Source organism: Liquorilactobacillus sp. (assembly GCF_047719775.1).
In the GTDB taxonomy this organism is placed as follows: Bacteria; Bacillota; Bacilli; order Lactobacillales; family Lactobacillaceae; genus Liquorilactobacillus.
In genome coordinates this window covers 19,936-32,988 of the sequence record NZ_JBDNTS010000014.1, presented here as the reverse complement: position 1 = coordinate 32,988, position 13,053 = coordinate 19,936, and the positions used below count along the sequence as shown (strand labels likewise).

The following is a 13,053-nucleotide window of genomic DNA, read 5'->3' as shown; positions in this document are numbered from 1 at the left end:
CAGATAAAAATATTTTATGGGGTATATTTTTAGTAATGCCTTAAATTCTAGAATTACGACCGCGTTATTTTACCATGTTGCCTTTCTCCTTATTTAAAAATAACAAACATGAGAAAAAGATAACCAATAACACACCTAAAATCACATATGTCCACTGTTTCCAACTACTAACAAAAAAGCCAAAAACAAAATCACCAAGAGGTTGAACACCATCGAAAAACAGAAAAGTTAAACCGAATATTCTGCCTAGAAAAGCAACGTCTGTTTCATCTTGAATAAAAGTAGTAATGCTTCCAAAAAATCTTGCTTGAAAAATACCAAAGACTAAGGCAATTAGTAACCAAGTAGACAATGAAAGAAACATCCCACAGCCAATCAGTACAACACCATAAAATAGTTGCTCACAGTATATTCTTTGCGTCTGTATTTCACTTTTCTGGAAAGTCAACCATAAACCACCTAGTAATCCCCCAATAGCAGAGACTGTTAGAAATACACTATAGTTTGTTGCTTCCCCTTCAAAAAAATGATTTGCAATGTAAGGTGCAGCCAATAAAAAGCCAGCATAACAAAAATTAAAGATTCCCATAGCCAACATATACATTAATAAATTTGGGTGATTTTTTACATATTTGAATCCAATTAAAGTACTTGCAAAAACTGATTCTTTCTTATTATCCTTAGCAGCTTGTCTTTTTTTATATGGAATTAGAAGGTTCATGCACAGCGCCACAATATAGGACAGTGCATTAATTATCAAAAACTCACTGAAATCAATACCTTTAATTGCCAGTAAAGCTCCACCTATGAGTGGTGCACCTACATTTGCCATATTAAAAAATGTATTCGAAATAGCATTGAATTTCTGCAGCTGATTCTTCTTAACTATCTCAGGTGTAATGGCTTTTGCGGCAGGATAATTTAAGGCAATCATTAAATTCAGAATAAAAGTAATTATAATTAACAACCAAATTTGTGGTTGCTGGTTATTCACGTAAAAACCACCAACAAAACATATTAATGTTGAGACGATATCAGTCCATATTAAAACCTTTTTACGATTGCACTGGTCAACTAACACTCCGACTAAAAAATCTCCTAGAAAAAATGCTAAACCTCCTAATCCTTCTATCAAACCTAATAATTTAGTATTCCCAGTTGCTCGAACAATTAGCCAGTTGAGGCCCAAAACATAAATAGCAGAGCCTAATTGAGACGCAAATAGACTGAACATAAGTGGAAAATATGTTTTTTTTGAATTATTTATCATAGTTTTTAACTATACATTAAAAAAATTAGAAAGGCAATTATACTAATAATTTCTCACTAGTTACATGCATCGTTCTTATATATTTCTTGAAGCTTATGAAACTGAACCAAAAGCTAAATTCTGACCCGCTATTCTTATTTATTACAGTTAGACATACTTCATAGTTCAAGATTCTATGTTGCTTTTTCTCCAAGTGTTTGATTGCCATATTTAGTATAATCTTTTGAAATACATTTGGATGCTGCTGAGCTGCAATGTGCAACCCATTATTGAATTCAACCATTAAATGCCATTTATGTCCCTCCACAATTTCTTGAGGTGCAGTTTTAGGCAAGAAAACACCTAGTTTAACTTTCATCCCATCTTCTCACGGGTTTCAGCTAAAGCAATTTTGGCATTATCCAAAGTAAGTTGCCATAATTCCTTTGCAGCAATCCTCCTGCCATTCAAAGTAATGCTGATACCTTTTTTTGAAAAAACTTCAAAGACATGCTGATAACGTTTAAGTTCGACCTCACGTATTCTACTTTCAGTTATTATTTCCCCACCTACTTTAAAAGTAATACTACAATTTTGCATGATTAATTCTCCTATATCATTTTTCTTTTCGCTTCAACAAACTTGATAAGTAGATAAGTCCTAAAGCCACCAATCCGATAAGTGATAGAACTACAAAGTCTGTCTGTGTAGTCACAGATGTGCCGTGAATATAGAGATTATTGGTAAACATGTCCATGCTGAATCTCATTGGAGTCCAACTATATATTCCTTGTCTAAACAATGGTGATAACATCTCAGGTGCATAACTAATAGTTCCAGCTGATAACAACCAAATAATAATAATTAATGGCCATCCAGCAAAACCCAGCCAATCCAAAACACAGGTTTGCAACAAATAAAAAATAAAAATGTTAAATCCTAAAATAGTTAAGAAGGTTGATACATTAGTAATTGGTAATCCAAAAATGACTGAAGAAAAGAAATAAATGGATAAACTTGCAATAAATGTCATCACTGCTCCTGTTATGATTTGACTATTAATTAATGCCAAGCTAAATCTATTATTTTCACTATGCTTTTTATGTTCACGCCATAGCAGCATTGAACCAATTAACGAACTAATCCATGCTAAAACAACAATGATCATTGGAGCAGTTCCACTCACACTTTTTTTAGGAATTTTATTTTTTATTTTCATTTGCGATTGGATGTGATTACTAATAGCTTGCCATTCGGAACTATTCAAAGAGATCCCATTTTTTTGAATGACAGTTTGCATTTTTTTAGCAATTCCTTGATTAAGTCCTGTCATAAGTTTTGGTAATGCTATCGTTAGGACCTGGGCAGCTTGGGCATTCATACCTTGATTAATAATAACTGTTACTTTTCCTGACTCTGGTAAATTAGCTATAGCCTTCTTGGCAAATTCTGCTTGTACCTTTGTTTGCGCTGATTGCAAAACTGCTTGATTTGAAATTTTACTTAATTTTTCTTGGATAACTAGTCCTTTAAGATAGTTTTGTTGTAAAGATAGATTATTATCAAAGTTTTTATTAATCACTAAGGCTGCATAATATTTTTTATCAGTGAATCCATTGTTTAGCACACTAGTATTTTTGACATTAATAAATTTGATCTGCGACTCAGAACCACTGAACTTTTCTTTAAGTTGCTTAACCAGGTTTTTACTGTATTGCTTATCCGAGTTATTGACAAGTGCAACTGGCAATTTCTTCACCTTAATTGAATTTCTAGAAGCAACTTGAGCGAAAGAAAAGAAACCGATAACTACAAAAAGTAGTATCGTGTAAAGCCAAAAATTTCTACTTCTTAATATTTTCCACATAATTAATCTCCCTTTAAATGCAACAGCATGTTGTTTTATTATTTTCTATGCTGTAGATTATACAAAGGAGTTTTTATATTTGACGCAACACATTACATTAATATGTTGCAAAAGGAGTTTTTTAAGATGCAAAAGAGAAAAAAAAGAACAGATGAAACAAAAAAGTTGATTGTTAGTGCCTTTATCGAACTGCTAAATATCAAAGATGCTGCACATATCAATGTTATCGATATCGCAAAAAGAGCCCACGTTGACCGTGGGACTTTTTACCGTTATTTTGAAAATAAACAAGCTTTAATCGAAGATTGTGAGGAAAACTTTCTTGATAAGCTTTATTTTGTTCATAAGGACTTGCTTTCTGAAGCAAAAAAAAGTGGAGACTACTCAGATATGTCTATCTTTATTGAACAAATTTTAGCAATTATTGAAGAAAATATTCAAATGGTAAACGCACTTTTAAATAAAACCGGAAACATCTCTTTTCAAGAAAAGATGAGAAAATTTTTAATTGAGCAAAATATCGTAACTTTCAAACAGCTGACAAATCAAAAAAGTTCGGAGAAACAAACTGATCTATTAGTAAGTTACTCTAGTTCAGCAATTCTAGGAGTAATCAAATTTTGGAGCAACAACTATAAGACCTATGAGAAAGCAGACATAGTAACCTTCATAAACGATATTACGTTGCACGGAGTAATAGATTTTATTAAATAAAACAGCTTGTAGCTCAAAAATTAATTTTTATGAACAAAGTCAACTGCTGTTTTACCCGCGATTCTACCAGAATTCCATGCAAAAGCACAACTTAAACCTTCAATTGTGGGATAGGAATCTGCAAACATATTTGTGGCTGCAGTATTTCCAACAGCAAAAACACTCTGCATAACCTCACCATTTTTATCCAATACATTAAAATTATCATCTACCTGTACTCCGCCTAGTGTTCCCAGGGTGGTCGAACAAGCCTTAATTGCATAAAAAGGTCCTTCTTTTAAGGGAAACTTCATAAATTGATCAGCTTTATAAAACTCTGAATCTTTACCTGCTTTTACTAAATTATTATAAGATTTAATTGTATTTTCTAGCACTGTACTAGAAACATTAATTTTCTCTGCCAAATCTGCAATTGAATTACCAATCCAGCCCGTTTTTTGTTCAATTGCTTCATTAAGATCAGCTTTCAAGTTATTAAAGGGACCAATTTTATAAGTCATTGGCTCATGTGCTAAGGTTTTAAAGGTTCTCTCAAAAGAATCTGTCCAATCTAGACTATTATTGGTAAGAAACGATACCAGCTTCTCATCTAACAAATAATAATAGAAACCGCCAGTCTTATAAGTGACATTACCCCATAATGCAAAATCATAACAAATATCTTCATTAACAAATCTTTGACCTCTTGAATTAATCCATAATAATGGAATATTTGTCAGTGAAAAAATTGAGTTATTATGCCACTTTAAATTATCTTTAGATATAACTGAAGCAGCATGATTTTCAAACAGATGAGGTTGCTTGGTATCCGCTCCAATATTCTCTAACATTTTTAGACCTTCGCCCGTTGACTTACGCTCTCCCATACTATAAAGGTTTTCATAATTAATCTCTAAATATTCTTTTACTAGTTGTTGATCACCAATAAAACCACCATCGGCAACAATAACTGCTTTGCACAAAATTTCTTCTGTTTTTCTATGATGGAGAACTTGAATGCCGCTAACTAGACCCTCCGTATTCATCAAAATTTTTTTACCCGCAGTTTCCGTTAGTAAAATGCCATTTTTCTTTTTTAAGTGCTCAATCAAACGTGAAAAACCTGTAAATTTATCAATATATTGATGATAAGTCTGCGGATTTTTTTGATGCACTTCCTGTGTATTATTTACCAACTTTGTTTTCAATCCATGCTTTTGCAACCAATCAATAGTACTTGCAGAATATTCCACAACTTTTTTTACAGTTTTTAAATCAACACGGTAATGAGCATAATCTACCAAGTCATGATATGCGTCTTTTACTGAATAACTAACACCTGCTTCTTTTTGTAATCTACTTTCAACTGCAAATAATCCTTGTGCCCCAAACATTCCAGCGCCACCAAATTTGTCGCCTTTTTCTAATAAAATAACTTTTTGCCCTGCATCTACCAAGGTAAGTGCAGCTCCAATTCCAGCTGCCCCAGCTCCTACAACAACCACATCTGTTTTATACATAAGTCACATACTTCCCTTCATTGATAGGTATAGTAGATATTTACTTATCCAGCGAATGACGTTGCCCTATTTGAAATTTTTCTGAATGTTCAAACATAAATTGGACACTTATTGGTTCATCACCAGTTAGATATTCAAAATCTTTAGTAAAATTAGACATTTTATTTTCTCGAATTGCTTGCCCGAACGTCACCATACCATCTGAAGAAAACGGAGCTTCAGAATCCGTTTTGAATTTTCCTTCTGTTGTACGTGGAACATCCATTGCATCAAAAATAGCGTAGTTTTCTTCATCAGAAACAAATTGATATTTAACATGATTTCCGGTTTTTTCATTACCAATTTCAATGAACTCAGAAATAGTCAGCAATTGTTTGCCATTAATATTCAGAATTTTATGATGCAGATTATCAGCTAATAAGGCATAAGCAACTGCTTTAGCACAATCTTTTCTTGAAATATAAGCCATTTTACCTTCACCTTGATTATTCTGTAAATTCGATCCTTGGTTTACAAAGGTAAAGTAATTCGTAATCATCGCTTCTGCATATTGTGAATTACGTAAAAAGATATAATCTAAGTTACTCTTTTTGATATAATTCTCAGTGAAAGCATGATCAATTTTTTCAATACTTGGATTTGTAGCATCAGCAGCATTAACCAAGGAAGTATAAATAATTTTCTTCACCCCAGCCTCTTTAGCAGCATCGATTACATTTTTATGGGCTTTCTGTCTTCTTTCGCCCACAAACGGCATGGATATTAAAGCTAGTACATCGTCACCACTAAATTTATCTGCTAACCCTTTTAGGTTATTAAAATCTGTTTGCTGAACCTTAACTCCCTGCTCTACATAAGATGCTAATACGTCAGTACTATATCCACAAAAAAGTAAATTCCTTTTTTCAGTAAGTTTCATTAATTCCATAGCAGCAACTGAACCAAGATTACCATCAACACCTGTAAGTATAATTTTTGCCATATTTAAACCCTCCTTTGATATCATCTTGATAATAGGTGAAAGCAATCACAAAGTCTAACATGAAAATTGAATACTATCATAGGTTTTCCCTATACTGTTTAAATTTCTTTACTGTATTTAGGAAAGCACGATTTCTTTTATCCAAATTTTTTTCTTTATATGCTAAAACTATCTTGTATTTATGAGGATTATCAACAATTGGTATGAGATTTATCAAATCGTTATTGAGATTTAGTGGATAATGTTCAGGGAAAAAACCTAATAATTTCTTTTGCTGAATTAGTAGCAATTCACTTTCAACATCGTCGGCAAAGTTTGAAATTCGGGGCTTGAATTGCTCATCTAGTGACCTATTGAGCATTAATTGATACGATTTACCAATTTTTTCAGGACTTAACATAATCAGCTCTGATTCATAAACTTGTTTCATAGTTAGTGATTTGCTTGCATACAATGGGTGATGTGTACCAATGCCTGCTAAATATTCTCCTTGATAAAGAACTACTGTCTTAATATCAATTTCTTCATAAAATTCGGAATCAAATGTCACTGCGAAATCATATTTTTTCTGATTCAAACACTTGGCTATATTACTTAAACTCACTTTTTCAATTTCAATATTAAACTCATCTATCTGAGTAGCCTCATCCAATATTTCAGCTAATATTTGGATATCCATAATTGATGAATATTGAATTTTTATTTTTTTTGAAACACTTTCTTGCACCGCTTTTTCTAATAATACAAATTGTTGCAATACCTTTTCTGACTCTTCGAATAGTACCTTCCCTTCATTTGTAGGAACTACGGGATTCTTGGAACGATCAATCAGCAAGCAATCAAAGTAATTCTCTAATTGTTGGATTTGCTGTGAAACACTTGTTTGTGCTACTAAATTCTTCTTACCTGCAGCTGTAAAACTACCGAGCTTGACGACATCAACAAAGTATTTTAAAGAATTGAGATTCACTTTAACCCCACCGTTTCTATTTATATTTATCCGTCACTTTCTTTACTATATCCATTTTAACATGTGAAAAGTACAAAAAGAGAAGCCAAGCAAACTTAATTTTTAACCTAGCTCTCCCTTACTACTTTAAACTATTATTTCATCGTTCCGCTGGTAACCTTTTTCAAATTTCTGTATAATCAATAAACATGAAGAATAATATATAGTGAAGTCTTCTAAAATTCTTTCAATAAAAATATAGGAGTGATTTGTGTGCAAGCATATATGTTTGATTTTGATGGTACTTTAGCCAATTCAGGGAAAACTGGAATTTTAGCAACTCAAGCAGCCTTTAAAAGGTTCTCATTAACCGTTCCCGATGCTGAGTTAATTAATTATTATATGGGAATACCCATTGAAGTTTCCTTTAAGAAAATGGCTCCTCAACACTCCTTTAATGGACAAGAATTTGAAGAGTTAATGGATTGTTTTCGCGAATATTATAAAAAAAATGAATTAGCTAATATAACCTTATTTAACGGTATTTTACCAACCTTGAAAATTTTAACTCAACGATCTAAATCTCTCTATGTGATATCCAGTAAAAATTCAATAGCCTTATTACGAAATCTAGAAAACTTAAAAATTGCAAAATATTTCACAGATATTATTGGTTCAGATCAGGTTCAACATTTTAAACCAGCTCCTGATGGTGTTTTAGCGGTAATTAAGAGACATCATCTTGATACTGATGATTGTATTATGATTGGAGACGCAATCTTTGATCTACAGATGGGAAAAGCAGCCGGTGTTCATACTTGTGGTGTCACTTGGGGAGCACATGATTCTAATAGGCTGTTGAAAGAGCACCCTGATTTTCTTTTAAATAAGGCTGAAGAGCTGCTGGCGATTTAATAGTATCATTCTTGTTTTAATAGTTTTAATATCCTTAAAATATATATAGCTTATTAGTAAATGGTAAAATTTGAGTATTAACATGAAAATTATGAATACAGTTTTTCTTCACTCATAATAATTTTTAGTTGATACTTGTATTTTTTTCTTTTTAGTTTACAATGTAAGCGTAGATTACAAAGTAAACTAAGGAGAAGATAATGACAACTGCAATTAAATTAAATCATGTTTCTAAAAGTTTTAACAAGCATCTTATTTTAAATCAAATAAGTTTGAAGGTTGAGTGTGGAGAAATTATTGGCTTACTAGGACCAAATGGTGCGGGAAAATCAACATTAATTAAAATCATGACTGGGTTGCTTTCACCTGATGCTGGCGAGGTCGAAATATTAGAAAAGCCACTATTCAAAAGTAAGCATCGGCTAAGAGAGTATTTAGGAATTGCACCACAAGAATTAGGTATTTACCCGCAGTTAACGGTTAAGCAGAACTTAAAAAACTTTGGAGCTCTCAATGGTTTATTACCTATCCAAATTGAAGAAAAGTATCTATATGTGCTATCAATCTTTAATTTAAAAGATTTAGAGAAACAAAAAGCCGCAGACTTGAGCGGTGGTCAAAAAAGACGCCTCCATTCAGCTATTGCTCTGATGAATCAAGCAAAAATTATTTTCCTTGACGAACCAACAGTTGGTGCAGATGTTAATTCACGTAATCAAATTATCCATGCAATTAAAATGTTAAGTAAGCAAGGTATCACAATTATTTATACCACACACTATCTCCAAGAGATGGAAGCTCTTGATGCAAAAATCATTTTTCTTAATCATGGTCAAATCCAAGTTACTGAAAATTTAGAAAAAATTCTCCAAGATTATGCACGACCATCATTAGAACTATACTTTGAAAAACCTTTGCCTTCCTTAAAGGGCTGGAAAAAAGAAAATGATCATTTGAAGTTAGCACACTTAAAGAATAATACACAATGTGTAACGACCTTAAAAAGGATACTCAACGATCCCAGTGTTAATCAAAAACAATTGACAAATATCAAAATTATAAAAGCTGATTTAGAGTCCGCTTACCAAACATTATTAGGAGAGGAAAACTCAAATGAAAATTAAACAAATTTCTGCAGTGATAAAACTAAATAGTCGTTTGCAATTTGCAGATCCTACGGTACAATTTATTATGATCCTTGTTCCCTTAATAATGGCTCCTTTTATGCTTCCAGCAGCAAAAGCACAATTAGTCGCTGCAGGATACCTGCATGCAAATGGTGCCGAACAAGTTGTTCCAGGATTAGCAATTCTCTTTTCATTTTTTTCTATCCAGTTAACAATTCAGATGTTTTTTGATGAAACTATCTGGAATACATGGGAACGACAACAAATTTCAGCAACTTCTTTAGCTGAAATCATAACCGGAAAAGCCATTGTAGCTTATTTAATTCAAGTTTTTCAACTTGGTGCAGTAATTCTCATTAGCAGTTTACTCTTTAGATTTCATATTAGTGGAGATTGGATTGCATTTGTCATAATTATTATCTCATTTGCTGCAACATTAACTTTTTTTGGAATCATGCTTGTCAGCTGGTCAAAGTCCTCTGCCATCGCACTTTCTCTCTCTAATTTACTAGGAATTTTAATGGCTGGGTTGGGTGGCAGCTTTTCACCCGTTAATACATTTCCACATTGGGCTAGGATTTTGGCTAGAATTGATCCTGCATACTGGGGGCTTTTGGCTATTAAAAAAATCAGTTTGGATCATGATAAACTCATCACAATTATTCAAGACTTGAGTATCTTATGGATTATGACACTCATCTTTTGTTTATTATCATTATTTGGTTTTCATTTTCGGTCATTGAAAGAAGGAAATAATTAGTATGCACTCTGCTAAACCAACAAAAGAAACTCTGAGTAAGGATTATATACTTGAAACCACACTCAGAATTATAGATCAAAGCGGTCTCCAAAAGTTCTCAATGAGGAAGTTAGGTCATGATATGGATGTTTCACCAATGGCTGTTTATCGCTATTTTCCTAACCAGAATACCCTTTTTGATGGATTAGTAGAATGGATTTGGCAAACTGCTTTATTTGAAAAAAAGGATTCTGTATACATCGATTGGCAAGAACAAATTAGTGCCATAATGATTCATTTACGTGAAACCCTATTAAAACATCCAAATGCTCTACCTTTAATCTCAACTCATCCATTAGTAACTAAAACGGAATTTATATTAGTAGAAGATATCCTAGTTAAGTTGAAAATGAATGGTTTAGAAATTAAACCCACCACTGTTTTTTTGATTAATTCATTGTCCGCATACACACTAGGTTTCGTTTGGGCAGAAGCTATCGAACCAGAACATGGTGGTCAGGTTAATCCGGCTTTAATGAAAGATTTACAAGCCACTTCTAAACTGCTGAATAGTCTTCTAACATCCCTTCAAAACGAGCAATTTACCAGTGACGAACAATTTCTCATGGGAGTCCGAGCAATTTTAACTGGTTGGAAATAAAATGATTCCCCCTCAAAAAAATGTGATACAATTTTGCAGATCATGGAATAAATTTGTACAAAATGTATAAAGCGACTAAATCAATTTTTAACTTTTTGACTTAGTCGCTTTTTTATACTTATTAACTTGTTGTTCTTTGACTGACAAGACTTGGAACTATTTTTCGCATCGCAACAAACAAAACAAATCCGATTAATCCACCCAGTGTATTTTGTAATAAATCATTGAGATCAAAAAGGCGATGTTCCAAATAAATGTAGGATAGCAACAACTGTGAACTCTCTATAGTCAATGAAGTCAAAAATGAAATGGTAAACATTTTTTTGAAGGTTGCTTTATCTTCCCAAAGAAGTGAGATAAATAACGTCAATGGGATAAGCATCACCAAATTTCCAACAATTGTATATTGTGAAGCAGCCGTATATATCGTTTTATACATCTCAAGCGGATGCCATTCAATACTATCAAAATATCCGAATCCATGGGTCAAACGAATCATTCCAAGATAGGTTCGCGGAGTATAAATGTTAATGCTGATCGTTAACTGAGCAACACAGATTAGATAAAAAGAGAATGCACCCTTCAAAATATTACGTTTACTTATCTTAGGAAATGAGGTATGTGTCCAATAAACAAGGACACACGGCAGGAGAAAAAAGCCTAATTTAAATGGAGTAATTGTTATAACAGGTAAGTAAAATTGATAGTCAATTAGCATAAATTTCACCCTCCTCAAATATTGATTGTCTCTAGTATACTGACTATCAATGAACAAAATGTTCTTAAAAGATGAAATATATTTACTTTTTGTTATAAAAAATTCTAAAGATTATTACCTTTCTTTATAAAAACGATTCTCACTAAATATATTTTTAAGCTCCTGTAATTTCGCAAGTAATTCACTCTAATTTTTTTATAGGGTCGGTAACTAAGAAAACTTATGATTTTAAGCGTAAGATGAATTAGTGTCTTGACCGCCCAGAGTTGTATTCTGTTACTTGGTTCTCAATATATTTAATAACTACTTTTTTTGAAACATTTTCTAAAGTACTCATAAAGCAGCTATGCGACCATAGATGTCCTCCAAAGCTGTTCTTTTGTTTCTGAAAATTGTTCCGAAGTTTCCTTTAAAAAACTTAGCAATGAAACTAGGTGTCTGTTTTGGGGAAAAACTTAACATCAAAAGAGGTGAACCTGAATGTATCAAGGGCTTAAACTACGGATATATCCTAATTTAGAACGACAAAAACAAATAGTTGAGAACTTGCAGCAACTAGATTTGTTTGGAATCAGATTGCTCCTAAGTCAATTTTTGTCACGGAATCACTTATGTCTTAATTCCTGATTTGCAATAAATTCTGGGAACTCCCCTATTTTTCCATCAAATCTACAAACATTATCCAGATAATAAAAAGTACAAGTTTTCTTAAGATCATGAATTTTATCTATTAAATCTAACACATAAATTCTTTTCTTTAGAGCTGTAGCAATACCAAATTCAATATTTGCTCCTTTTCCTCCTGGAAATACAAAAATCAAAAAATCACAATCTGATATACCTTTATATTCTTTATTAGCAATGCTTTGCAATTTCCTAAAAGTATCTACTTCCTTATTTTTAGCCCAGTCATAAGTTCTTGTAAAGTTTAGATCTTCTAGACTGGCGGATAGATTATTTATCAGTGACACATACCTAAAAGAACCAGCAATATAAAATTTTTTTACATCAGTATTATGCATCGACTTTGTCTCCATTAGACTTTAATTTTATGGTTATTTTTTATCTTTTTTCAACGTTGGTTATTGTCTTTACTAAGATGCATCACAAAAAAGTTAAAACATAAAATAATATATTTTAGCTTTTTTGTATAATTAATCAGCGTTACTATTATATATCACGATTCATAGTAATATCAGTTGGAATAAAACCAAGTTTATTATAAACGTGAATTGCACGCTCATTATTACCAAAAACATGTAAACCAATTTTCTTAAAGCCTAATTTTTTTACTTCTATAAAGATTTCTCCCATTGCTTGCGTACCAAAACCTTTATTTTGAAATTCAGGTTCAATTGCAAAATCATAGATAAAAGAATCTTCAGGATTTGCTTTACTTCTAGCTAACCACAAATAGCCAATCATTTTTTGGTCAATGTTGAAAGTATAAAAGTAATTCTCTTTTGTCTTTAATCCATTAGGAAGTAATTGCCTATATTCTTCTTCAGCTAATTTGATTGCTTCTTCAGCACACCATGTCCCTGCTGTGACCTTTTCAGAAGCATATTCTTTGATAGTTCCAACAATATACTTTTTGTAACCCTCTAAATCCATTTTCTTTAGCTCCATAAAA

General features: G+C 32.3%; 15 protein-coding genes and 1 pseudogene. 5 read left to right on the top strand and 11 right to left on the bottom strand.

Annotated elements, in window-relative coordinates; genetic code table 11:
* Positions 1-64: 64 nt before the first annotated feature.
* The 4 genes from ABF682_RS08385 to ABF682_RS08370 are packed head-to-tail and all read right to left on the bottom strand — an operon-like array spanning position 65 to position 3,116.
* Entirely contained in the window at positions 65-1,270 is a 1,206-nt protein-coding gene (locus ABF682_RS08385; protein WP_415619503.1) for an MFS transporter, read from the bottom strand.
* Between the two features lie 37 nt (positions 1,271-1,307).
* Positions 1,308-1,628, bottom strand: coding sequence for a hypothetical protein (locus ABF682_RS08380; RefSeq protein WP_415619502.1), 321 nt, complete (start codon positions 1,626-1,628; stop codon positions 1,308-1,310).
* On the bottom strand, positions 1,625-1,849 hold the full coding sequence (locus ABF682_RS08375; RefSeq protein ID WP_415619501.1) for a hypothetical protein: 225 nt from the start codon (positions 1,847-1,849) through the stop codon (positions 1,625-1,627). Before ABF682_RS08375 ends, ABF682_RS08380 begins: the two co-directional genes overlap by 4 nt.
* A 16-nt stretch (positions 1,850-1,865) precedes the next feature.
* On the bottom strand, positions 1,866-3,116 hold the full coding sequence (locus ABF682_RS08370; RefSeq protein WP_415619500.1) for an ABC transporter permease: 1,251 nt from the start codon (positions 3,114-3,116) through the stop codon (positions 1,866-1,868).
* A gap of 126 nt (positions 3,117-3,242) precedes the next feature.
* On the opposite strand from ABF682_RS08370, the gene ABF682_RS08365 reads away from it, so the two are divergent.
* A complete protein-coding gene (locus tag ABF682_RS08365; protein ID WP_415619499.1) occupies positions 3,243-3,830 on the top strand; it encodes a TetR/AcrR family transcriptional regulator in 588 nt (195 codons plus the stop codon).
* A gap of 20 nt (positions 3,831-3,850) precedes the next feature.
* Here ABF682_RS08365 and ABF682_RS08360 read toward each other — a convergent pair whose 3' ends face one another.
* The 3 genes from ABF682_RS08360 to ABF682_RS08350 form a co-directional block, all read right to left on the bottom strand.
* On the bottom strand, positions 3,851-5,329 hold the full coding sequence (locus ABF682_RS08360) for an FAD-dependent oxidoreductase (RefSeq protein WP_415619498.1): 1,479 nt from the start codon (positions 5,327-5,329) through the stop codon (positions 3,851-3,853).
* Positions 5,330-5,369: 40 nt separating this feature from the next.
* Positions 5,370-6,311: an NmrA family NAD(P)-binding protein gene (locus ABF682_RS08355; protein WP_415619497.1), complete on the bottom strand. Its 942-nt coding sequence runs from the start codon at positions 6,309-6,311 to the stop codon at positions 5,370-5,372.
* Between the two features lie 76 nt (positions 6,312-6,387).
* Positions 6,388-7,281 carry a LysR family transcriptional regulator gene (locus ABF682_RS08350; protein ID WP_415619496.1) on the bottom strand — a complete coding sequence of 298 codons (894 nt, stop codon included), beginning with the start codon at positions 7,279-7,281 and terminating at the stop codon, positions 6,388-6,390.
* A gap of 252 nt (positions 7,282-7,533) precedes the next feature.
* On the opposite strand from ABF682_RS08350, the gene ABF682_RS08345 reads away from it, so the two are divergent.
* The 4 genes from ABF682_RS08345 to ABF682_RS08330 all read left to right on the top strand — a co-directional run bounded on the left by ABF682_RS08345 (position 7,534) and on the right by ABF682_RS08330 (position 10,702).
* Positions 7,534-8,175, top strand: a complete 642-nt coding sequence (locus tag ABF682_RS08345; RefSeq protein WP_415619495.1) for an HAD family hydrolase — start codon at positions 7,534-7,536, stop codon at positions 8,173-8,175.
* Between the two features lie 200 nt (positions 8,176-8,375).
* Positions 8,376-9,299, top strand: a complete 924-nt coding sequence (locus tag ABF682_RS08340) for an ABC transporter ATP-binding protein (RefSeq protein ID WP_415601328.1) — start codon at positions 8,376-8,378, stop codon at positions 9,297-9,299.
* The gene (locus ABF682_RS08335) at positions 9,289-10,062 is read left to right on the top strand and encodes an ABC transporter permease (RefSeq protein WP_415601330.1); all 774 of its coding nucleotides are present in this window, start codon (positions 9,289-9,291) and stop codon (positions 10,060-10,062) included. Before ABF682_RS08340 ends, ABF682_RS08335 begins: the two co-directional genes overlap by 11 nt.
* A gap of 1 nt (position 10,063) precedes the next feature.
* On the top strand, positions 10,064-10,702 hold the full coding sequence (locus ABF682_RS08330; protein ID WP_415601332.1) for a TetR/AcrR family transcriptional regulator: 639 nt from the start codon (positions 10,064-10,066) through the stop codon (positions 10,700-10,702).
* 121 nt (positions 10,703-10,823) lie between these two features.
* Here the strand turns inward: ABF682_RS08330 and ABF682_RS08325 are convergent, their stop codons facing one another.
* From ABF682_RS08325 to ABF682_RS08310, 4 genes and pseudogenes are all read right to left on the bottom strand, one after another.
* A complete protein-coding gene (locus tag ABF682_RS08325) occupies positions 10,824-11,420 on the bottom strand; it encodes a VanZ family protein (RefSeq protein WP_415601334.1) in 597 nt (198 codons plus the stop codon).
* A 244-nt stretch (positions 11,421-11,664) separates the two neighbouring features.
* Positions 11,665-11,817: pseudogene (locus tag ABF682_RS08320) on the bottom strand (transposase); the annotation flags it as partial.
* A gap of 208 nt (positions 11,818-12,025) precedes the next feature.
* The gene (locus ABF682_RS08315; protein ID WP_415601336.1) at positions 12,026-12,442 is read right to left on the bottom strand and encodes a group-specific protein; all 417 of its coding nucleotides are present in this window, start codon (positions 12,440-12,442) and stop codon (positions 12,026-12,028) included.
* Positions 12,443-12,590: 148 nt separating this feature from the next.
* Positions 12,591-13,049 carry a GNAT family N-acetyltransferase gene (locus tag ABF682_RS08310; RefSeq protein WP_415601338.1) on the bottom strand — a complete coding sequence of 153 codons (459 nt, stop codon included), beginning with the start codon at positions 13,047-13,049 and terminating at the stop codon, positions 12,591-12,593.
* Positions 13,050-13,053 lie beyond the last annotated feature (4 nt).